The 20,654-nt window shown below is 38.5% G+C and carries 23 protein-coding genes and 2 pseudogenes; 8 read left to right on the top strand and 17 right to left on the bottom strand.

Features of this window, described 5'->3' with window-relative positions:
• Positions 1–62: 62 nt before the first annotated feature.
• On the top strand, positions 63–194 hold the full coding sequence (locus JCM19033_RS26665; protein WP_269758409.1) for a hypothetical protein: 132 nt from the start codon (positions 63–65) through the stop codon (positions 192–194).
• A 119-nt stretch (positions 195–313) separates the two neighbouring features.
• Complete coding sequence (locus JCM19033_RS19340; RefSeq protein WP_054637538.1) at positions 314–511, top strand: hypothetical protein; 198 nt, start codon at positions 314–316, stop codon at positions 509–511.
• Positions 512–1,154: 643 nt separating this feature from the next.
• Here JCM19033_RS19340 and JCM19033_RS19335 read toward each other — a convergent pair.
• Together JCM19033_RS19335 and JCM19033_RS19330 are read right to left on the bottom strand one after the other, a co-directional pair.
• On the bottom strand, positions 1,155–1,544 hold the full coding sequence (locus JCM19033_RS19335) for a type II toxin-antitoxin system death-on-curing family toxin (RefSeq protein WP_054637545.1): 390 nt from the start codon (positions 1,542–1,544) through the stop codon (positions 1,155–1,157).
• Positions 1,544–1,801 (bottom strand): AbrB/MazE/SpoVT family DNA-binding domain-containing protein, encoded by a 258-nt coding sequence (locus JCM19033_RS19330; protein ID WP_054637537.1) that lies wholly within the window; start codon positions 1,799–1,801, stop codon positions 1,544–1,546. The genes JCM19033_RS19335 and JCM19033_RS19330 overlap by 1 nt, the downstream gene beginning before the upstream one ends.
• A 298-nt stretch (positions 1,802–2,099) precedes the next feature.
• Here JCM19033_RS19330 and cobT point away from each other — a divergent pair, with 298 nt between their 5' ends.
• Positions 2,100–3,152 carry a nicotinate-nucleotide--dimethylbenzimidazole phosphoribosyltransferase gene (gene cobT, locus JCM19033_RS19325; protein WP_054637536.1) on the top strand — a complete coding sequence of 351 codons (1,053 nt, stop codon included), beginning with the start codon at positions 2,100–2,102 and terminating at the stop codon, positions 3,150–3,152.
• A gap of 1,487 nt (positions 3,153–4,639) precedes the next feature.
• Here the strand turns inward: cobT and JCM19033_RS19320 are convergent.
• Entirely contained in the window at positions 4,640–4,837 is a 198-nt protein-coding gene (locus tag JCM19033_RS19320; protein ID WP_054637535.1) for a cold-shock protein, read from the bottom strand.
• A 738-nt stretch (positions 4,838–5,575) separates the two neighbouring features.
• Here JCM19033_RS19320 and JCM19033_RS19315 point away from each other — a divergent pair.
• From JCM19033_RS19315 to JCM19033_RS19300, 5 genes and pseudogenes are all read left to right on the top strand, one after another.
• Positions 5,576–6,130 carry an HPP family protein gene (locus tag JCM19033_RS19315; RefSeq protein ID WP_054637534.1) on the top strand — a complete coding sequence of 185 codons (555 nt, stop codon included), beginning with the start codon at positions 5,576–5,578 and terminating at the stop codon, positions 6,128–6,130.
• A 346-nt stretch (positions 6,131–6,476) separates the two neighbouring features.
• Positions 6,477–7,663 (top strand): annotated as a pseudogene (locus JCM19033_RS28505) (catalase); the annotation flags it as partial.
• Positions 7,664–7,864: 201 nt separating this feature from the next.
• Positions 7,865–8,611: a DJ-1/PfpI family protein gene (locus tag JCM19033_RS28500; RefSeq protein ID WP_374701273.1), complete on the top strand. Its 747-nt coding sequence runs from the start codon at positions 7,865–7,867 to the stop codon at positions 8,609–8,611.
• 193 nt (positions 8,612–8,804) lie between these two features.
• A complete protein-coding gene (locus tag JCM19033_RS19305) occupies positions 8,805–9,209 on the top strand; it encodes an ectoine synthase (protein ID WP_054637533.1) in 405 nt (134 codons plus the stop codon).
• Between the two features lie 511 nt (positions 9,210–9,720).
• Positions 9,721–9,927, top strand: a complete 207-nt coding sequence (locus JCM19033_RS19300; protein WP_054637532.1) for a hypothetical protein — start codon at positions 9,721–9,723, stop codon at positions 9,925–9,927.
• A 590-nt stretch (positions 9,928–10,517) separates the two neighbouring features.
• On the opposite strand, the gene JCM19033_RS19295 is transcribed toward JCM19033_RS19300, so the two are convergent.
• The 14 genes and pseudogenes from JCM19033_RS19295 to JCM19033_RS19235 form a co-directional block, all read right to left on the bottom strand.
• On the bottom strand, positions 10,518–11,291 hold the full coding sequence (locus JCM19033_RS19295) for a YheC/YheD family protein (protein WP_083465600.1): 774 nt from the start codon (positions 11,289–11,291) through the stop codon (positions 10,518–10,520).
• Entirely contained in the window at positions 11,237–11,881 is a 645-nt protein-coding gene (locus JCM19033_RS23800; RefSeq protein ID WP_054637530.1) for a hypothetical protein, read from the bottom strand. Before JCM19033_RS23800 ends, JCM19033_RS19295 begins: the two co-directional genes overlap by 55 nt.
• 485 nt (positions 11,882–12,366) lie before the next feature.
• Complete coding sequence (locus JCM19033_RS19285; protein WP_054637544.1) at positions 12,367–13,692, bottom strand: S8 family peptidase; 1,326 nt, start codon at positions 13,690–13,692, stop codon at positions 12,367–12,369.
• A 216-nt stretch (positions 13,693–13,908) separates the two neighbouring features.
• Positions 13,909–14,333, bottom strand: a pseudogene (locus JCM19033_RS28495) (YheC/YheD family protein).
• A 31-nt stretch (positions 14,334–14,364) separates the two neighbouring features.
• Positions 14,365–14,589, bottom strand: a complete 225-nt coding sequence (locus JCM19033_RS28490) for a YheC/YheD family protein (protein ID WP_374701272.1) — start codon at positions 14,587–14,589, stop codon at positions 14,365–14,367.
• A gap of 23 nt (positions 14,590–14,612) precedes the next feature.
• Positions 14,613–15,020 (bottom strand): hypothetical protein, encoded by a 408-nt coding sequence (locus JCM19033_RS19270; RefSeq protein WP_054637527.1) that lies wholly within the window; start codon positions 15,018–15,020, stop codon positions 14,613–14,615.
• Positions 15,021–15,207: 187 nt separating this feature from the next.
• Entirely contained in the window at positions 15,208–15,711 is a 504-nt protein-coding gene (locus JCM19033_RS19265; protein ID WP_054637526.1) for an acetyltransferase, read from the bottom strand.
• An 11-nt stretch (positions 15,712–15,722) separates the two neighbouring features.
• Positions 15,723–15,833 (bottom strand): hypothetical protein, encoded by a 111-nt coding sequence (locus tag JCM19033_RS26655; RefSeq protein WP_269758406.1) that lies wholly within the window; start codon positions 15,831–15,833, stop codon positions 15,723–15,725.
• A 148-nt stretch (positions 15,834–15,981) separates the two neighbouring features.
• Entirely contained in the window at positions 15,982–16,548 is a 567-nt protein-coding gene (locus JCM19033_RS19260) for a cytidylyltransferase domain-containing protein (protein WP_198153585.1), read from the bottom strand.
• A 5-nt stretch (positions 16,549–16,553) separates the two neighbouring features.
• A complete protein-coding gene (locus JCM19033_RS19255; protein WP_054637524.1) occupies positions 16,554–17,501 on the bottom strand; it encodes a hypothetical protein in 948 nt (315 codons plus the stop codon).
• 99 nt (positions 17,502–17,600) lie between these two features.
• Positions 17,601–18,032: a hypothetical protein gene (locus JCM19033_RS19250; RefSeq protein ID WP_054637523.1), complete on the bottom strand. Its 432-nt coding sequence runs from the start codon at positions 18,030–18,032 to the stop codon at positions 17,601–17,603.
• Positions 18,033–18,047: 15 nt separating this feature from the next.
• Positions 18,048–19,220 (bottom strand): UDP-N-acetylglucosamine 2-epimerase, encoded by a 1,173-nt coding sequence (locus JCM19033_RS19245; protein WP_054637522.1) that lies wholly within the window; start codon positions 19,218–19,220, stop codon positions 18,048–18,050.
• Positions 19,220–19,519: a hypothetical protein gene (locus JCM19033_RS19240; protein WP_054637521.1), complete on the bottom strand. Its 300-nt coding sequence runs from the start codon at positions 19,517–19,519 to the stop codon at positions 19,220–19,222. The genes JCM19033_RS19245 and JCM19033_RS19240 overlap by 1 nt, the downstream gene beginning before the upstream one ends.
• Positions 19,519–20,490, bottom strand: a complete 972-nt coding sequence (locus JCM19033_RS19235) for a Gfo/Idh/MocA family oxidoreductase (RefSeq protein WP_054637520.1) — start codon at positions 20,488–20,490, stop codon at positions 19,519–19,521. Before JCM19033_RS19235 ends, JCM19033_RS19240 begins: the two co-directional genes overlap by 1 nt.
• Positions 20,491–20,654 lie beyond the last annotated feature (164 nt).

The following is a 20,654-nucleotide window of genomic DNA, read 5'->3' as shown; positions in this document are numbered from 1 at the left end:
CCTGAATATAAGGGTAAGGGGGGAGAAAGATGTTAGATAGCGATTAGAATCGAATCGGAGAAATGGCAAAAAGACATAATATAAAAGATTACTCAATACGAAAATGGTGGGACGATGGGTTAGTTAATATTAGATGGGATGAAGAGCTTGGTCGAGTCAAAAAGGGAAGAGGACAAGAAAATACAAAGGATTAAGGAAATCAAAAAAGAAAAGGGACAAAAAACTTCTTCGGAAACCTTTCGTAGAATGCTTGTTCAATAAGGGTTGATAAAAGAACAAACGAATTTATCTGAAATCAGGGATGCAAAAATCCATGGAAAATGCACTTGAAGAATTAGGAGTAAAAGATATATTACTGACGCTGGCTGAACACATACATACGATTGATTTCTTTAAAAGAAGACATCTTAACATTAGTGATAATCACGCTGAGTTTGCTAGGATTCAATCAGATTTGGAAAAAGAAAAGGCTGACCAAATAAAGCAAATTGAGGTTAAAAATGAGAACTGAGAAAAGAAAATGTAGAATTAAAAAGCAGGCTTGAAACCCTTGCAAATGAATTAGAATCTTTGAAGGAAGACTATAAAGAGGTTGCCTTAAAGAAAAATCTTATATTTTCCTGGGGATCCAAAAAATAAAGAAGCATCCTAGACCAAAGTATGGACCAGGCTGCTTCATTATTAACAAGATATTCATAAGGGTGATCTTAGTTGTACCTTTATTATTAGGCTATAATCACATTATTATACGTGAACACATTGAATAAAAAGGGTACAATAAACCCTTCTTTGTGTTGCTCTAATACATTCGCTTTGATTATTTTCATAATTTATCCCTTCTTAACGAACTAATACTACATGGTACTACGACATCGGCTGACGCTGACTTATAAATTTTTTGTGAATTTTCCTGAAGTATTGCAAGAGTACGTGCAAATGGAGCAGGGGAATACATTGCTGGGTTCGCGGCGCTTACAGTGATAGGTTGGGTTTGTTATGGTACAAGAAGGCTGTTTGATTGTATTTCTAATAATAGCTGAAAAGTTAAATACGATGCCAAAAGCAATGTTTTTGAATTCGAATCCTATATCTAGTTCCCTGAAGAAAACTCATAAGAACCTCATTATGAAAAGCCCTGTATCACGGATACAAGGCTACCGTTTTACACTATATTCTTTAATGATCGCCACCATCTCATCAAATTCATATTTTTGATTCACCACATCCACAACAAAATCCTCGGCTTGCTTTTGACTCATAGTAAACTGAAAGCCGTTGTAGGCAAGGAATTGAATCAATGCCAAAAAGGCCGTTCGCTTGTTTGCGTTATGGAAGGGATGATTTTTGGCTAATGACTCAAACAAAGCTCCACCTTTTCCGAAGATGGTCGGGTAAGCCTCTTCACCAAAAGCGGATTGTTTGGGGCGATTAATAGCGGAATTAAGAAGTTCAGGCAATTTCACCCCTTTTTGTTCCTTGGGGCTATATCGTTCAATGACCAGTAAATTGATGGCAATCACTTCTTGTTCAGTTATATAACGTATCAACGGTCAACTAACCCTTTCATGGTTTCATCATACTGTTTCATATTCTTATCTAGAATATCAAAAAAGTCGTCGCTCACACCTTTGGGTAACTGTACTTTTTGACTTTTGCGAATCACAATGGCGCCATCCTGTTCCTCAATAAAAACATCATCACCGTGCGTTACACCAAGACGTTTAAGCAATTCTGTGGGAAACGTTACGCCTAAACTATTTCCGATTTTCGTTACTTTGCGTTCCATGTTATTCACCGCCATTCGATTTTCCTCCTATTACGCTATACAAATCGGTATATTTTTATAACTGTTATAACAATTATAATTCAATAATAATCAAAAAAACAAGGTTCTCCTCTTATTCAGGAGTATTTAGTGCAAACACTATTCTCTTTTATAGTATTTTTGTTACACTAAAAAGTACCAAATGATGAAAAAACGAGGTGTTCTTTTAGACTGACCTAGTTATATGAGACAGTCTATATTGCCCCAACTATGCCTCAGCTTATTAAAGCTGAGGTTTTTTGTGGTCGGGAATTATCACGAAGGAGGAAAGGTTATGACTAAATTAAACGAAACAATTAGGTTAATTGAAGGAATAGATACGAAAGCAGAAAAACAAATGGAACAGCATATAAACTCACTAACTAAACCGTTGGGAAGTTTAGGTTCGGTAGAACCACTAGCAATTAAATTAGCAGGAATAGGGAGAAGTACTCAACCTGAGGTTGACCCAGCAGCGGTAGTTATAATGGCAGCAGACCATGGGGTAACGAAGGAAGGAGTGTCAGCCTTTCCTTCAGAGGTTACTAAGCAAATGGTACATAATTTTATGAACGAGGGAGCAGCTATTAATGCGTTGGCACAAGTGGCTAATGCTTCTGTAGAAGTAGTAGACATTGGTGTAAAGGAACATTTAGAAATCCCAGGTTTAATCAATAAAAAAGTCCGTTTGGGGACAAATAATATGGTGGAAGGGCCGGCTTTGACGAGAGAAGAAGCAATTACAGCCTTAGAAGAAGGGATTGAGGTTGCAGAGAAAGCCATACAAAAGGGCGCTAAGCTGCTTGCTCTAGGAGAGATGGGAATTGGGAACACTACAGCAAGTAGCGCCATACTGTCAGTATTAAGCCATGCCTCTATTGATAAAGTAGTTGGATCTGGCACAGGTATAAATGAGGAAGGGATAGAAAGGAAAATACAAGTAATTATGCGCGCCATTAAAGTCAATCAACCAAACCCTGATGATCCAATTGAGGTGTTGGCAAAAGTCGGTGGATTAGAAATAGCAGGGCTTGCAGGAGTTGTTTTAGGTGCCGCGGCAGCACGCATTCCAGTATTACTAGATGGTTTTATTACAGCAGTAGCTGCTCTTACAGCCGTTCGTATCGCTCCTTTATGTGAGCATTACCTTATGGCTTCCCATCAATCTATGGAACCGGGCCATGCTGTTGTGAATCAACTTTTAGGGCTGCAACCGCTCATTGATTTGCACCTCCGCCTTGGAGAAGGGAGTGGGGCTGCGCTTTCCCTGCCAATTGTTAGGTCAGCCGTCCATATAGTCCATAAAATGGCTACGTTTGAAGAAGCAAAGGTCTCTGGAATTAGCTGAGTTATTTTAATTTAAACTTACAAAATAAACGTCTGTGTCCGTATCTATTCCCGCTAGAGAACATTTATTCTGTAAGCCCGCCAAAAAAGGCATCTCGCTTATATAACGTGGTTATGAGCATAGATCAAAGTATAATTGTCTCCACTAATCCCTTTGCTTGCAAAATAGATAACGACCTAATTTTTTCAACTAATACTCATAAATAAAGTGCTTAACTGCTAGATTTTACCCTAAAATATTTCAGGTGACTTCCGAAGGGGCGGAGTAGCATTAACCTAGAAAAAAGGACTCAGTATGAATAATTATGAAGGACTGTGAATTAGATTGATCCCAGAAAAGAATAATGATTCTCACACTTTTTAGATGCTGGTGCTAAGTGAAGTGATCGCCAGGAGAGTCTTGTTCGCTAATTAATAGTATTCTATATACATAGATGCCTACTTAGCTTTGAGTGGGCACTAATATTTAGAGTTGAGGGTAGTACTTACATGACATTTAGGAAGAAGGTGTTGATTTACTACAAATAGAACCTTCTATCTATACCCATCTCCCATGTTTTGGTAAAATATTAGTAAGTAAAAAAATGGGAGGGATAATATGCTAAAGAGTATTAAAAAAATATGTAAAAAAGAACCTTCTCAACCAAGAAAAGGAACAAATACTGACACCAAAAACGAATCACAGAATTCTAAAGAGAAAAGAGATTAGACGGCTTCAAACTTACTTCTACCCTGTCTCTGGCAGAGTTCTGCTCGAAAAGTATTAGGGAAACAGTGGGCCGCGTAAAGCGGCTTTTTTCCTATTCCTTCCAAAAACCAAAAAATTAAGGAAAGGCTTACCCAAAAGGCCAGCCTTTCTGTGGAGCAGAAAGAAACCATGAGGGAGGTCCTTAACGTCCAATTACATCATAACAGAATTTATTGAATATTTAAACTAATTGGAGTGGACCTATAAGATTCAATCGAGAACCAATTAGAGGACAAGGATGACGATGACTTACTTTTAGAAGAAGCCATTAAGATAGAAGGAATAGTAATGAGAAAGAATTTTGGAATAATAACAAGCAGATAACAAAAGTGAAATTACTCATCACTTAGCAAACGATTCAAGATAGAGGCTTTTTTAATAAGGATTAAAAGACAATAATATATATCTTTGCGGAAGCATTAAACAGTATTGCTATGGCAAGCTGGGAAAAAGCCCCTTAAAGAGGAAAAATAAGAAGGTTTAGCGAAAGGTCACTTTATAATGTTCGCAATGAGTGGCAGGCTTTAAAAAACAAAGTTCCAATGCATTTGAATTCGCTGCCCTGGTATTTGAATGATTAAGCCAGCTATAGTGGAGGCTTACAAAAAAACAGTTATAAAAGATTAGATATGGACAAGGAACAAAATTTTCTATACTTAAACAAACGTTTGATTTAAACTACTTATACAATAAAAAATGAGAAAAGCGCTGCTATTATTAATGCAGCGCTTTTCTCATTTTTATTTTTGAACATTACCCGCTTGTGGTCCTCGTTGACCTTCAACAACGTCAAAAGAAACATTTTGTCCCTCATCAAGTGTTTTAAACCCATCCCCTTGTATAGCAGAGAAGTGTACGAATACATCTTCACCACCTTCACGTTCAATAAAACCAAAACCCTTTTCGGCGTTAAACCATTTAACTTTCCCTTGTTCCATGTACAAATCCTCCTGAGTGCTTTACATGCACAATAATTTTTCTTAAATTTTCACACGTAGTACAACTTTTTTTGCTCAAACTAAATATCATTATTACCTAAAAGCCAAAGTTATATAACTGTAGTGTAGGAACTCACTCGCTGCTCGTTTTTCAGTTGTTTATTGGTCCATAGATTTTTCTTAGATTTTCCCCTAATCAGGAGGTATGTTTTAAAGCTAATAAGTTTCTAGTATTTTACTATTTTAGGTGAAATTATTAGAGGTTTTTATTCACTAGGCAAAAGAAGAGAAGTAAACACAGTTAATATTCCAAAAGGCGGCATGACATAGAAGGATAGAATCCTACCTCTTAATTTAAATATTTACTTTTAGCAACAGAAAAAAGCCCACATTTCTGTAAGCTTCTTTCGTTACTTATTGTCTTCTTTCATTTTTGAATAAAGTCTCTCATCAAACTCCGAGTTTTTTCTCTTTGATCTTTGGTGGTAAAACCAGAAGCATACACGCCACGGTGTTTACGATCTATAGTTTGCCCCTTTAACTTGGTCATAAGATGTGTGTTTAGTTAGTATAACGCAATGAGCTTATTTGCTTCAATGGTGTCTAAAGCTTTCCGGCTGGGAGAATTTAATCAAAGTGTCACAAAACTTTAAAATCTTCTAAAAATTATTTACAATAAGTTTTATGGAAGAATTTCTTACAAACATCTTGAAATAGGTAAGGATAGGGGTATAAAAAATGCGATTTGAGAGAGAATCTAGTAAACTCAGTCTCCTTTATGAAATGTTTATTACATATATTTCTAAGATGAAAGGCGAACAAGGAAACGTAACTCGTATCAACCTTTCAGATAATATCATATCAGCTATCGGTGGGTTGATTACGATAAGCATAGTGAGTGTGATTGCTGTGGCATTAGGGTATCCCATGGTCCTTGGGCCCATTGGAGCAAGCTGTTTGTTAGTGTTTGCCGCTCATCATGGCCCGTTTTCACAACCACGGCACATTTTAGGAGGACATTTCGTCTCAACGCTTGCTGCTTTAGCCATTTGGGATATGTTAGGAAAGAGTCACTTGACCATTGGCCTGACGCTAGCGGTTGTGCTCATCCTCATGATCCTTTTGAATGTTATGCACCCACCCGCTGCTGCAAGTGCGATTGTGGCTATTAACTCTCAGTCAGGATGGATTTTCCTTCTCACTGTCATTATAAGTTCTCTGGTCGTTATAGCTATTTCGGTTCTCTATAATAACCTATTTAAAGACAGGAACTATCCGAAACAGTGGATGTGATAGAAACGGAATGTGAAAAATCCCCTTCAACCTTAAAAGGCACAGAAATTATATGAGTAGGAAAGGTTTGATTCATGCCTTCCGCATGTCGGGGGATTAGTTGTCTCTTTAACCAGGACGGTAAACCTGACGCTTCCTGGTTGTAAAATGGGAGAAAGAAGACCAGTTGGAGGGGAGGAGGAAATGTACTGAGAATATCTCCTCCTTTTTCTTGTTATCCGTATAAAAATCTTTCGGTAGAAGAAAATACAAAAAATGGAAGAATTCTCTAATCCCTTTCTAAAGCAGTTTGCCTTAGTGGTGGGACGAGAGGGGATTTTATCTTGCTACCGAAAGGAGACTATTCATGGATCAACACCAATCCAACAATTCAGATGCTGGAAATAAAAAGAATCAGCAGTTAGATAACTACCGAGTTGACCACGAAAATACGAAGCTTACCACGAATCAAGGGGTGCCTGTGACCAACACAGATGACTCGCTGAAAGCAGGTGAGCGGGGACCTACGTTAATGGAAGATTTTCATTTTCGTGAAAAAATGACTCACTTTGATCACGAACGGATCCCTGAGCGAGTGGTCCATGCGCGAGGTTTCGGGCTCATGGATATTTTCAAGTTTATGAACCAATGGCGGAATACACGAAAGCTAGTTTTCTACAAGATCCCTCCGCAAAGACACCCGTGTTTGTTCGCTTTTCCACCGTGGTAGGGTCCCGTGGATCTGCAGACACAGTCCGGGACGTGAGGGGATTTGCGACTAAGTTTTATACGGAAGATGGAAATTACGATTTGGTTGCGAATAATATTCCTATCTTTTTCATACAAGACGCGATTAAATTTCCTGATATCGTCCATGCTTTAAAACCCGAACCTCATAATGAGATACCACAAGCCTCTGCAGCGCATGATACGTTATGGGATTTTGTGGTCAATAACACGGAGACTGCCCATATGATGATGTGGCTCCTTTCAGATCGTGCAATTCCACGAAGTTTTCGTATGATGGAAGGTTTTGGCGTTAACACGTTTCGCTTTGTAAACGAGCAAGGGAAAGCCCGATTTGTCAAATTTCATTGGAAACCTTTACTAGGGGTTCACTCACTTACCTGGGATGAAGCCCAAAAACTAGCGGGAAAAGACCCTGATTTTCACCGACGCGACCTTTGGGATGCGATTCAAATGGGGGAATATCCAGAGTTTGAACTTGGGGTGCAAATGATTGAAGAAGAACAGGAATTTGCCTTCGACTTTGATATCTTGGATCCAACAAAAATCTGGCCGGAGGAAACAATCCCTGTAAAAAGAATTGGAAAGATGACGCTAGATCGTAACCAAGATAATTTCTTTGCTGAAACCGAACAGGCGGCGTTCCATGCTGGCCATGTGGTTCCAGGTATAGACTTTAGTAACGATCCTCTTCTCCAAGGAAGGTTATTCTCTTATACTGATACGCAACTTTTGCGCTTAAGCGGTCCAAATTTTCACGAGATCCCAATTAATCGTCCTATCGCCCCTGTGAATAATAATCAACGTGACGGATTTCACCGAAGAGCTATTGATAAAGGAGCCGTGAGCTATTCACCTAATTCATTACGAGCAAATTCTCCTCATCCGGCGTCAGACCAGGAACATGGGTTTACTCATTACGCTGAAAAAGTGGAAGGACAAAAAATTCGAAAACGAAGTGAGAGCTTTCATGATCATTACCGGCAAGCAACACTGTTTTGGAACAGCATGTCGCCCGCTGAAAAGCAGCATATTATTAAGGCGTTCCATTTTGAAGTAGGCAGTGTGAAAGATAAGCAGCTTAAGCAGAGAGTCGTAGACATGTTTAACAATGTAGATGGACAGCTCGCCGTCCAAATTGCTCAAGGCATTGGTGTCAATCCTCCTTCAAATCCCGGGGGGACTGGAGTTACAGACCTTTCTCCAGCAGTCAGTCAGGAAAATACGATTAGAAGTGCTCGAACCAGGAAAGTCGGTTTCCTAATCGATCAGGGTTTTAGTTACCATGACGTCACTCAAGCGACAACCGCTTTAGCAGCGGCAGGTGTCCACATCGATGTGATTAGCAAACAGCTAGGGATGATATCAAGTATGGAGGGGCAGCAGATAGAGGCGAATAAAAGCTACGCAAACAGTGGCGCTGTAATGTGTGACGCCCTCTTTGTTCCCGGCGGGAAACAATCAGTCGATAGTTTACGCATGCATAAGGACGCCAAAGATTTTATTAGTGAGGCTTTTGTTCATGCGAAAGCCATAGGGGCTACAAATGAAGGAGTGGACCTTTTGCTTGCTACCGATATCCAGCAAATCACAATGGCAGGAGTAGAGTCAAATGGAGAGGTATTTGCGGATTATGGGATTGTCACCATACGTAATGCACAGGATTTAAATTCCTTCAATCAGGCATTTATTAACGCCGTTGCCCAACACCGGCATTGGATGCGTCAAAATCAGGACGGAAAGATGAGTGGATAATTTAGCTGTTCCCTCCTATTATCATCGATGACAAGGAAGTCGAGTTAGGACTTTCCCTCATTAAAAAATCAGTAGCTCACGTTCTCGAATCTAAAGATATAATCTATGGGGGCCCAAATTACTGGAGACCGATAACCAATTGGGATACATTTTCCATCTGAAAATACACTAACAGAAATGGAGGGTAACTACTATGAAAGTTGTGAAACTTGAAGATATCATTGGTACGGAACAAGAGGTTGATAATGGAAATTGGGTCAGCCGCCGTCTTGTCTTAAAGAAGGACAATATGGGATACTCTGTGCACGATACAATTATTCGTGCAGGTACAGAAACTCATATCCACTATAAAAACCACCTTGAAACTGTTTATTGTATTGAAGGAAAAGGTGAAGTAGAGACCTTAGCAGATAGTAAGATTTGGCCAATAGAAGCAGGCACAGTATATGTACTTGATAAGCATGACGAGCATCTCCTTCGTGCGGAGCAAGACATGAGAATGGTTTGCGTGTTTAACCCGCCGATCAGTGGCAGAGAAGTACATGATGAAAATGGAGTATATCCAGCTGACATTGATACAGTAGATTATGCAGACTAATGTGTTTCATAAAAAAGCTTCCGCACTTTTAAGTGTGGAAGCTTTTTTGGGTGAAATTCTAACAGTGTTGCCCGTATAAAGTATTAATATTCTAGAGTGAAAATTGAGCGGTTGATAAAGTTTTTTTATTCTTCAAATTGCTCCGAGTAATTTCCTTCCAAGCGTTTGTAGTAAATCCAAGACATAATAATAATGCTTTTTCGATACCGTCACTGTTTTTCTGAGTCACCCCCCTACCATAAAAGATATGATGCAAAGATACTGGATTTGTAGGACTCCTTTGATTATCCTGTTTATAATCTCTGAGTAGATAGTAGCTGCGGGCGTGAAAGGGCAGGTTAAAAATATTAAAAGAGATTGTTATGGCCAAGTAGACGAACTCACAAGAAGTTGGTCTACTTTTTTCTATAGCAATATATATTAAATGATTGGTAATTAGTAAAAATTGTTTTCCAATGTACCCTATTTCTATTTATTTACATACAGAACTAGAGAGTGGGAGTTGAGGGAAATGAAGGGTAACAGCGATGTATCTTTCCATGCCTATATAAGGGGTATTATTTTCATTGGCTTTGCTCTCTTGCAATTAGGAATGATTATATCAGGAAGTATCCAGTATCCGTCTCTATATTGCCCCAACTATGCTGCCATTCGTTTATGTGGCCACTATGTAATTCTTACTTGGGATTTTACAGGTTCTACGGAGTACTCAAAATAACATGGAGGGCTTCTATTTTGATTGCGCTAAAGACCACAGCATGAATGGGAGTCCTCTGACTAAAATTGTGATTTATAGGCAAAAGAAGGGAAAAAATCAAGCGATGTCAACGTTAAAGGAGAAAGGAAACGAAGAGCGAAAACACAGGATCCAATTTTTATAAGGTGGGCAGAAGTCCAAACATATCTTGTAGTTCTTAATATAATAAAATTGTATCACAACCTTTCTAACCAGTTCTTTTCACACCACTTTTATTGAAAAGTGGTGTGTTTTTTCGCGCATAGCCTAATTTTAGGTGCATATATATTTTCTGAGCAGGTGCTTATGCTTTGCTTTATCGTCTAACCGTCTCCTAAAAACGATGAAGTCAAGGCATAAGGGTCACACCTGCTTTTTTTATGTCATGACGATTATCACACTTAGTACCTATAACGTACATAATTGCTGTTTAGAGTGGAAGTTTGTAGAGGCTGACAGGGGAGGATATAACGAAACAATCCGTATTCCTTTTGGTGAATTATTTTTGTAATGGATATGTAGGGGAAAGACGCTAAATTGAAAAGTGAACATGGCACCGCTGAATGCTATGTTCACTTTCTTTCCAATGAAGGAAGTTTCGAATAGGAAAGTCTAGAATATTCTTTTTTCTCCTTTAAAGGGAAACCGGCCAGGGACATTGCATACAAAAAGGGGGTCCGTTTCACCTCAGGAGCTAAATTAGGGTCTTCCACTGGATAAACATGTCTTAGATTCATTTCAAGAATCCAGACATGGAGATTCTTGTCTACCACAAAATCAATAGCAATGTCTCCAAAGGTACCTTTTTTATCAAGTTTTTTGCAAGCACGAGTACAAATACTAACTATTTTTTCTTCTTGCCGTTTTAAGCTTTTTTCATCCAACTTAAAAATTTGGGATAAGGCCTCTGGCCCGGTGATCCAATAATCCAATTGGCGCAAGTTTGTTATAATACTTTCGGGTTTGGAGACTCTGGCAGTAATCCCCGAAGAGACCCATTTCTTTTTTTCGTTTTTTTGCATATATATGCGAAAATCTATATTTCTTGACTCGTGTTTCGTTGCAACTCCTTGCTGCACAAGATATGGTCTATTGCTTTTGATCCTTCTTTTTAAAAGAGGGTAATCGTCTAGTCGTTTAACGGTTGATTTTCCTTTTGTGTCGTTTGTTATCTTAATTGTAGTCCCGTCTTTCTCGATGTGCAGAATGCGCCTGCCCTCAGAACCTTTGATAGGTTTAACATACAAGGAGGAATAAGAGTTTAGCATTTTTTTAACTTCTTTAATAGATGTTACTTTGTTTGTATACGGAAGGTGTTTTCGTAATGTAAGATCAGGGATAGCCATTCCCACATCTCCCACTTGTTAAAAAAGTACGAATTAAAGATACGTCCCTTTGTCCATTTATATAGAAATTTATTAGTTTCTTCTTCAAGAGGAACTCGTTTAAAGACCGCCCCGGGGGCATAGAAAACGGCCTTTTTCCATTTCTGTTCTCCAATTTTTACATTTGGTTGAAAATAATAGCCTTCAATTTCTTTCTTTCTGGTATTAATGCCTTCTTCCGAACAGACACAGATCATACCTCTGACGGGAACAAAGCTGTCAATCCTTTTCTGTAAGTTTTTCAGACGCTTTTCTAAACGTTCATTGTCGTTTGCTGCGACCCACAGTATCATTGGGCCTAGATAAAATGAATTTCTTTTAATTCTATACTCAAAGGAAAGGTTTTCGGGGATAAAAAGAACGTTTCTAAAGCTCTTTGAAAGACCAATCATATTGACTGGCAGGTCTTTCTTAAACTGGACCGTCATTTTCTTTTTCCAGGATCCAAAGTGAAAGGTGATCCTGCCTGCTTGTGATCTAAATTCCTTTTTCAAACGTATTGGCAAATAGATCTCTGCAGATGGAATCGTACGTAACCACTTTATCTTCACTTTTGCTCCACCCTTTTTTATTAATGTATGAGTACTGCGGAAAATAGGTATAGACGATGTATACTCTTTGTTAGGAGGACAAGGTTATAAATTGATAAATGAGTGCTAGGATGAAAAGGTATCGAATAACACGGGTAACGTGAGTCCTGTAAAAATGTGTGTTTTTCCAAATAAGGGGTGACGGTTTGATAGTCACCTATATTTCGTAGGAGGTGGGCCATCATTTTATAGTATATCGAAGTGGCTAATACTGGACCTTTATTGTGCGTTATTCTTTTTGCTTGTTAAAATCTGTAACGAGATAAAGGGAAGTGGGGGATGATCATAATTAGGTAGAGACTAGCAGTAAGAAAAAGTATGCAGTTAAGTAGCCTCATGGGTTTCATTAGTAGTGTTTATTTTTATCGAAAGGCGTAAGGTTCCGCTTCCTTAAAATACAAACGCTCACCAAGAAGCTTTAAGAGAACCTCCAAAACTCATTTAAGTTACTGTGATATAGAGTTCTCTGCATTTATATATCCAGAACCATACACGTTTGGGTCCTTATCACTCCACATATCTGCTCCCTCTAGTATCATTTTTTTTACTTGTTGTGGCGTGAGTTCGGGATTATGCTGAAGGAGCAAGGCAACCACTCCAGCGCAAATAGGAGTAGCCATTGAAGTGCCTGACATGGTGAAATAATCGTTTTCGACTCTATCATGTTTCTGTAATCGGTCGATATAAGAGAGTGGGGAACGTAAGGAGATAATATCGACACCGGGAGCTAAAATATCCGGTTTTGCCTTTCCATAAGGCGTTGGTCCGCGGCTAGAAAAATCCGCCACTTCATTATCTTTTCTTGATGCAGTATCTTTATCATCAAGAGCGCCAACTGTGATCACCTTTTCACTCACACCTGGGCTTGATATGGTTTTTTCCTTAGGACCATCATTTCCTGCGGCTGCACAAACGACGATTCCTTGATCCCATGCTTCATTTACGATTCGTACCAGGGGATCTTCTTCTTCATTATCAAACCTTTGGGCGAGACTTCCTAAGGACAGATTTATAATGTCAATTTTATTGTTTGGGTGTTTTTCATTATATTCAATGCACCATTCTACTCCAAGCATGACGGTTTCTAATGAGCCAGCACCCATTTTATCTAAAACTTTCACACCGATAATGTTTGACTCAGGTGCAGGCCCCTTATACTTCTCGTTAGAAGCTAGACCATTTCCCGCTACAGCACCCGCACAATGAGTACCGTGCCCGTTATCATCATAGGGTTCGGTCCTTTCGTTAATAAAGTCCGCAAAATCTATAATCCTTCCAGTTAAATCTTCATGAGGATACACCCCTGTATCAATGATTGCCGTAGTGATTCCTTTCCCCGTTAATACAGTATTGTCTCTCTTCACGCTTTTTGCCTTCGCAGCAGGAATAGCGGTATTGAGTAAGGCTTTGATTTCTCGGTTTAAATGTACTTTCTTAATAGAAGAGCACCTAGAAAGCATGTCTTGCAATGCTGCAGGTGTAATATTCGCACTGCAGCAAGAAATTCTAGTGAAGTGATGGTTCATCTTACAGTTTTTATGGTGTTGTATAATCTCTTCTACTTCAAGCAGACCTTTCGTACACTGCTCTTTGTCAAATTCAACGATGACAGACAACTTTTTAGTCTTGCTGATAAACCTTTCATAAAAGACACGCAAAAAACGAGGTGTCCTGTTCAAAGGTTGGTAAGAAAATAGGAGATTCTCTCTTAAGGAGGGGTCTAGTTTATGCGAATAAGAGCGGAAGGAATTGACCATGTTATCGTTAGACATAAAAAATGTTCCTTTCTTTTTCATGGTTTTTTCATAAAATATGAAAAAGAAAAGAAGAGTGTACCGGCACTTGTCCAACAAGTAAAGAGTTTTTCTTCTAGGCTCTATGGATAAGGTACCTCGGTTATCTTTATCGCACCTTCACAAATACTTATTAATTAAGGAGTGATTTTGACAGGGGTGGGAGGGCACCTGCAATTGTTTGGTCAGGATGCCTCATCTCCCAGACGAACCATGATGAAGATATCTACTATATTCTAAAGGGTTGATAAAAGCCTGTTTCCGTACTTGTGGGGGAGAGCCTCCTACTAGATAGGCTAACTTTGTAGACGTTGCATTACATTCTATAAACCATAGTTTGCCTCCGTTATCTAAAGCAAAATCAATTGCAGTCTCTCCAAGATTTCCATAGATACTTTCTAATCTTAAGCAGGCTTCCTTCACGAAATTCACGATTCTACCTTTTAACGTCTTAATCTGTTCTTCTGAATACTTCAAATGAGATGAAAAAAAGGTTCAAATCGATGAAACGTTGCTCCTGAAAGTAAGTTAGTAATGTGGGCGTTAGGTGCTCCCAATTTAACAAACAAATCAGTAATGTTTAATTCATTTTTCTTGTTGCGTTGGACCTCGGCTCGCATATCAATTATTTTTCCATTTAGTTTTATGGTTTTAATTTCTGCTTGCATGATTGCTTTTTTTCCTTTTTAAAGCTTTTCGTATGACTCTAGTCAACTTGCTTATTGATGTAACTCTTCTATGCACTAATTTCTTTAAAAAGTACTTATATTCGTAGGTTTTTCTTCCAACCTTTCTTACTTGAATAATATTAAAACCTTTTCGTCCAGTTCTTGATTTAATATAAATGGTATCGGTTTGTTTAAACATCTGTTGCAATGCTTTTGGATGATAAAGTTTCGTTAATGGGAGATGAACAGCGAATTTTTTTCTTCTACTAATTTAAGATGAACAAGCCATTTATCAAAAGCACTTTTGGAATTTAAAAAAAGAACACCACTATGTTTGAGATGTTTTCTGAAATTTCTATGGCTCTTGTGATCAATAGCACGAGTACGGCTATATAGGACGTGAGGGTAGGAGGTTACTCTTTTCTTGAAGTTTTGGTTTACATCGTCATAATACGTGGCTAGAATGTACTTTCTATTTATATGAACATCTGATTTAGAAAAGAAAAAAAGCTCCGTGCCAACGGACTTATTAGCTTCTAACAATTCTTTAATATTAAACTTTATCTGCTTTTTATTGTGAAGGTTTCTGATTGTCTGTGCGCCTAACAATACTCCAACTTTCGTTTTGGTTGGCAGCATCAAGTTCACTCCTTTATCTAAAAATGCCTTATATATTATATGAAGGGAAATAAAGGAGTGAGGGGTACAAAACTACCTCATTCGTACATTTTTAGTGTAATTGACCGTCAAAAAAATCTCTCATGGAGATTCATAAGGCCCGTTGTCTGTTAAAAATGGGGAAAATGTTTTTTGACAGGTTATCTTATTAAAGAGGAGCATTCGTTTTAATCACTTTTGCTGGGACCCCCACGGCCACACTATTATCTGGAATATCGGAAATAACAACGGCTCCTGCACCAATTTTGCAGTTTTTCCCGATTTTCACATTGGGAATAACGGTCACCCCGGCACCAATGTCTGTTAACGTTCCAATAAGGACATTCCCGGTTAAGCGGCTCCCAGGTCCTATGTTTACATAATCTTCAATTTTACAATCATGATCTACACTAGCTGATGTATTTATAATGCAACTTTCGCCAATAGTCGTTTGAGGGTTTACAACAGCCCCCGCCATGATGGAAGTTCCTTTTCCTATCTTTGCACACTTAGAAATTATACTCTGACGATGAATAGCCGAAGTTAAAGGGAAGTTGTAGTTTAGCAGGAAGATGATTTTTTCTTTACGAATGGTTGTGTCCCCAATAGCCACGTGCCATCCTTCTACTTCTGATTTCCAAAGTAATAAATTGTCCACTGAGTCTTTATTCACACTATACTTCCCTAAAAAAGGTGCGTTGGAGGCAGAAAAAAAGAGTAGGGAAGAGTTTTTTCTAATATATTTGTAATGACCTTCGCATGGCCTCCCGTCCCAATGATCCCAATCGTTCCCATGACAGTCCCCTCCTAATTCTCTGTATCCTTCCTTAGTTGAGTAGGAAGGAGGCAAACTGGAAGTCCAGGCTCGTGTCAATGTCTATTGAACTCTTATCTGACATGACATAAGGGTATGACCTCTCACCCAAAAAAGATTTTCTTTCTTTTAAAAATGCTGTTTTAGATGCATAGATCGCTCCGTTGAGACAATAAACATTTTTGTCTGTAGAAGAACGCTGCATTCTCCTTTCAGGAAAAATGGGGGAGAGGGTGCCATTTGAATTAAGTTTATAAAAAGGATTAATGGAAGAGTTGAGTTTATAAACACTAACGATGGAATCTGCATTTTGCTTATGGAGCAAGTCAATGGCCTCATCAATATGTTTTTCGTTACGTAGGGGGAAGTGGGTTGTAATAATAAAAAAATATCAGGTTCATATTTCTCTGTTTGTTGTAGATAACGTAAAGCATGTAAACAAGTATCCATAACCGGGGAATGGTCCATGGCAAGCTTAGCTGGTCGTAAAAAAGGAACTTCGGCTCCTGCTTTTTTGGAAATAGTTGCTATGTTTTGATCATCGGTAGAGACAATACATCGATCAACATAAGAAGAACGGTTTGCCGCTTTTATTGTATATTCTATAAGGGGAACCCCATGTAAAAGTTTGATGTTTTTCCCTGGCAGTCTTTTGGACCCTCCCCTTGCTGGAATCACCGCTAGTACTTCACTCACAACAATCACCTTTTCCTTACTAATATGGTCATTAACTGTCGGATGTGAACAGACGGAGTACTGGTTGGGTTTAACGTTTGTGTTATAAACCGTTGACTTTGTCTTCTGAGTACATCTCTATAAGTAGGAGAGGCTATGACCTTTGACAAATAGGATGCTAACTGTCTTTGGTTATATATGGCTGGCCCAGCCTTTGCGTTTGCAAGGTGCGCATTAAAATTATTATTATGATGTTCATAATGATAAGGAATCTTTGGTTGTAAAATAAAAAGTGCTTTGCCTAACAGTGCTCCTTCTATGCCCGTATTTGAAGAAATGGTCGCTACTATATCTGAGTTATACAGTAGATCATAAAGCTTCAATGTTTTTGGAGCTACCACGATATTGGGTTTCCCTTGAAATAGTCGAGAATAATCTAACTTATCATAGGGATGAGGACGAATAACAATAGTCAAAGGCAGGGAGGAATGTACGGCTCTTGTGAACCAATTCGTAATTTGTTGATTAACACTTTTGCTAAATGGTTGTGTAGTGTAGGTGATAATTAGATGGTTTGATGGAATTCGCATCAACTGACACACTCTTTGCTTTGACATAGTTTGATTATTCTTTTGATATTCAAAATTTATATTTCCTGTTTCCTTGATCCTGGAGGGGTGTATCCCTCTTTTGATTAACCACTCTTTATATAATTTCCCCCAAACAAAATAATAAGTTGCTCTGGTAGGAATGAGGGACCGGTCTCCAATCAATACTTGGGGCATATTTACAAAAGGTAAATTAAACTTACGAGCAAGTAAGGAAAGAGTCGTCCCGGGATTAATAATTTCTACATGATCAACGATTATTTTTATAGGATTGTTTAAGAGTAACTCTTCTAAAGTAGCGATGATCTTGATTGATTTTTTTATTAATTTCCGAAACCAATTACGAAACGTTTTTTTCCCAAACACTCTGTGTCTCTTTTGTTTGTTTAACAATCGATTTGCTTTTTCACAATTGACTGGGTTACGCTTTTAGGGATAGCCTTTATATTAAGAGAAGCATGATAGTTAAACACTTTCATATTTGATGGGATTACTACACTTTGTAAAGCTTTTTTCGTCTTCTTTGGTTGAGACTAAAAAAACAATGTTGGCGCTTGGAAATTGTTTAAGGGCAAAGGAAACAAAACGTCCCGGTAGTAAAATTGTCTTACGCTGTGTTTGATTGGAGAGGTTTTTCACACGTCTTGGAATACGGGCTAACGCACGCTGGGCATCTTTCATGGTGTATAGTTTATGTTTCTTTTGGAGCCGCTTGACATATTGTTGATTTGAACGGTTCGCGTTCACAAACCGTTTAATATAAATATGAAATTGCCTTACTATGGGGAGTGTCAGTTCTATTCCATGATATTTTAGTGAATGAAAAGTTTCAAAAAATTCTTTGGTTAACGTATATCTCAAAATATAATGATTATTTAATTTTTCTTCTCCATACATAGACGTCTCTCCCATTTATTTTATTAAAGTATGCACGAGCTGACTAATTCGTGTGGAAGGGGAAGGGTATGAAGAAGAAGATATGGTATTTTCTAAAAATGCTTGCCCTTGCATATAAAGGTCTTTGCTCCTTCTCTTGTTATTGAGTAACTCTCGAATTTCTTGAATAAGCTGCTGCTCGTTATAAATGGGAGCTCCCGCAGATGCTTTTACAAGGTGGGAATTGAAATCATTATTATGATACTCGTAATGGTACGGAATGGTAGGCTGTAAGATCAGTATGCCTTTCTGCATGATTGCTGCTTCAATAGCAGTATTAGAAGATACTGTCGTAACAATATCTGTATTGGCTAAGATATTATAAAGATCACAAGAAGCAGGAAGAATAATCTTTTTGGGTATTTGAATATAAGCACTGTAGTCAACTTTATCCGAGGGATGCGGTTTTATGAGAAAGGTGACAGGTAAATTCTTTGCGGCAGCGTGAATCCATTTTAGTATGGTATGGTTTACTTCCTCTGGTAATGGCTGAGAGGTAAACGTAATTATTAAATTTGAACGTGGGATGTTTAGTCGAGATCTAAATTCAGCTTTAGTCATACTTGGCGATGTTTGGTATTGTTCAAATCTTAGATTTCCCACGATTTTAATTTTCGAGGATTCTACTCCTCTTTTTTGAAGCCATTCCTTATAATTAACTCCCCACACAAAATGGTAAGCAGCTCTAGTGGGTAATATGGATCTGTCACTAAGAAGTAATTGAGGAAGAATGATAAATGGAGCACCGTATTTTAGAGAAAGCAAGGAAGTAATATTTGCGGGAACGGTAATTTCTAAATGATCAAGTACTACGCCCACCTCGTACTCTTGAAACAAGAGATCAAAGGCTTCCAGCATTTTGGCCATTCGAAATGTATATCCGCGAAGCCATTTTCCGAAATCATCTTTTCCGAAAACGGGGTGATACCTGTGTTTATTGAGAGTACGATCTAATTTTTCGGTTAAAAGTTTTCTGGATGGTGCAGATAGTTGCACTTTGGCTAAAGCTTTACTTACGTAAAAGGTATCAAAATGGTTTGGGAGTTTCTTTTCTTTAATGGTCGCTCCTTCTTGTGCGGTAGTGATAATCAATAAAACGTTATCCTTATAAAAACGTTGAAGGGCTAAATCAACAAACCGAGCCGGCATCACAATGACTTTTTTTGATCCCTTTTTTTTCTTTTGTTGGCTGGTTGGTTTCTTGCTTGAAGGCGATGTTGAATATCTTCAGCAGAGTAGAGATGATGTTTTCTCTGTAGTGTTTGGACATAGGCCTTGTTTGATAAATTTAAATCAACAAAAGGCTGGATCCATATATGAAAATGGCGAATTAAGCATAAAGGTATTTCAATATCTAAATGTTTTAGCCCGGCAAATCCCTCAAAAAACTCTTTGGTTAATCCATATCGTATTATATAGTGATTATTTAATTTCTCTTCGCCATACATTATATAGTCCCCTTTGTGTATTTAATTTGCTCATACCAAGAAAGGGTTTTTCTATATTGGTCTTCGATTGAAACTAACGCTTTATTTTTAGGAGAAGAAAGATACGCCTCCACTAACGAAAATAAACCAGGTTTATAATCTTGATCCCACTGATCATGGAGGGGTATTTTTTTCAAAGAGAACGTTTCAGGTTTTAATTCATGCAACTGTTCTAAAGGACGAAAAACGAGATGTCTTTTCTTTGTCATTACCTCGATTCCCCATCTCCCCGCAGTATTCCAATTTGCGTGATAGGAAAATAGCGCATTTTTCTCTGACAGACCTGCCCCAGTGAACACGGAAGCCACCGGGTGCCATGTCGTTCCTCCGTGTGAAAAACTTATCATCTTCTTGGGTTCTCCCCCTAGATGGAAGGCCAGATCAATTACATGAGTAGAATTGGCTAATAACCAATTCTCTTTCACTTTAGGTGAAAGCGGTGACGTGGAAATACGCGATGATAACTCTGTAAATTCAAAATGAAAGGACTCGACACCGCCATCTTCTTCAATGAGCGATTTAGCTTTTTTAGTTGACGCATAAAATCGCCGATTATAGGCTACGTAAACATTTGCTTTTTTCAATTGTGCCTCACAAGCAACCTTCTCAATCTCTTCTAGGTGTAGCCCGCCGGGCTTTTCGACAAGTATGTTTGTGCACCCGTAATTCAAAAGGGCAAGCGTAGATGTACAGAGTTCCTCAACGTTTACACATACAATCGCACGGGAGGGAGGCCAATTTTTCTCATTTAAAAAACGAGTAAGGCCCCCGGTTTTCGGGGAAACGCCAGTTTGCTTTTCAAACGCTTCAGCGGTAGAGGCGCTACGTCCGACACAAATAAAGGGAACCTTTTGTTTCTGGAGTACTTTCGCATACTCTATTGCCATTCTCCCTGCGCCAACCAATAGGATCGGGTTTAAGTTATGGGACATCTTTTCTCACTCCAATTTCCGGTTGAATGGAGATGACGTGTGAGAGAATGCAGTAGGGGGAGATGTAATTGCCAGGATGTTGAATAAGTAGGAAGTTTGCAGTAATCCTCATCTAATATTTGCTGTGCAACCAGATGGGTTAAATTACTTTGATAAGGGACGTG

The sequence above is a fragment of the Thalassobacillus sp. C254 genome (assembly GCF_001310615.1).
This window is presented reverse-complemented; position numbering and strand designations above follow the sequence as displayed.

Excerpts from the sequence above, each read along its gene's own strand:
- JCM19033_RS26665 (WP_269758409.1), top strand. The coding sequence starts at position 63 with ATGGCAAAAAGACATAATATAAAAGATTACTCAATACGAAAATGGTGG.
- JCM19033_RS19340 (WP_054637538.1), top strand. The coding sequence starts at position 314 with ATGGAAAATGCACTTGAAGAATTAGGAGTAAAAGATATATTACTGACG.
- JCM19033_RS19330 (WP_054637537.1), bottom strand. The coding sequence starts at position 1,801 with ATGGCGGTGAATAACATGGAACGCAAAGTAACGAAAATCGGAAATAGT.
- cobT (WP_054637536.1), top strand. The coding sequence starts at position 2,100 with ATGACTAAATTAAACGAAACAATTAGGTTAATTGAAGGAATAGATACG.
- JCM19033_RS19320 (WP_054637535.1), bottom strand. The coding sequence starts at position 4,837 with ATGGAACAAGGGAAAGTTAAATGGTTTAACGCCGAAAAGGGTTTTGGT.
- JCM19033_RS19315 (WP_054637534.1), top strand. The coding sequence starts at position 5,576 with ATGCGATTTGAGAGAGAATCTAGTAAACTCAGTCTCCTTTATGAAATG.
- JCM19033_RS28500 (WP_374701273.1), top strand. The coding sequence starts at position 7,865 with ATGTCGCCCGCTGAAAAGCAGCATATTATTAAGGCGTTCCATTTTGAA.
- JCM19033_RS19305 (WP_054637533.1), top strand. The coding sequence starts at position 8,805 with ATGAAAGTTGTGAAACTTGAAGATATCATTGGTACGGAACAAGAGGTT.
- JCM19033_RS19300 (WP_054637532.1), top strand. The coding sequence starts at position 9,721 with ATGAAGGGTAACAGCGATGTATCTTTCCATGCCTATATAAGGGGTATT.
- JCM19033_RS19295 (WP_083465600.1), bottom strand. The coding sequence starts at position 11,291 with ATGGCTATCCCTGATCTTACATTACGAAAACACCTTCCGTATACAAAC.
- JCM19033_RS19285 (WP_054637544.1), bottom strand. The coding sequence starts at position 13,692 with ATGTCTAACGATAACATGGTCAATTCCTTCCGCTCTTATTCGCATAAA.
- JCM19033_RS19270 (WP_054637527.1), bottom strand. The coding sequence starts at position 15,020 with ATGCTGCCAACCAAAACGAAAGTTGGAGTATTGTTAGGCGCACAGACA.
- JCM19033_RS26655 (WP_269758406.1), bottom strand. The coding sequence starts at position 15,833 with ATGGGAACGATTGGGATCATTGGGACGGGAGGCCATGCGAAGGTCATT.
- JCM19033_RS19250 (WP_054637523.1), bottom strand. The coding sequence starts at position 18,032 with ATGTATGGAGAAGAAAAATTAAATAATCATTATATTTTGAGATATACG.
- JCM19033_RS19245 (WP_054637522.1), bottom strand. The coding sequence starts at position 19,220 with ATGCCGGCTCGGTTTGTTGATTTAGCCCTTCAACGTTTTTATAAGGAT.
- JCM19033_RS19240 (WP_054637521.1), bottom strand. The coding sequence starts at position 19,519 with ATGTATGGCGAAGAGAAATTAAATAATCACTATATAATACGATATGGA.
- JCM19033_RS19235 (WP_054637520.1), bottom strand. The coding sequence starts at position 20,490 with ATGTCCCATAACTTAAACCCGATCCTATTGGTTGGCGCAGGGAGAATG.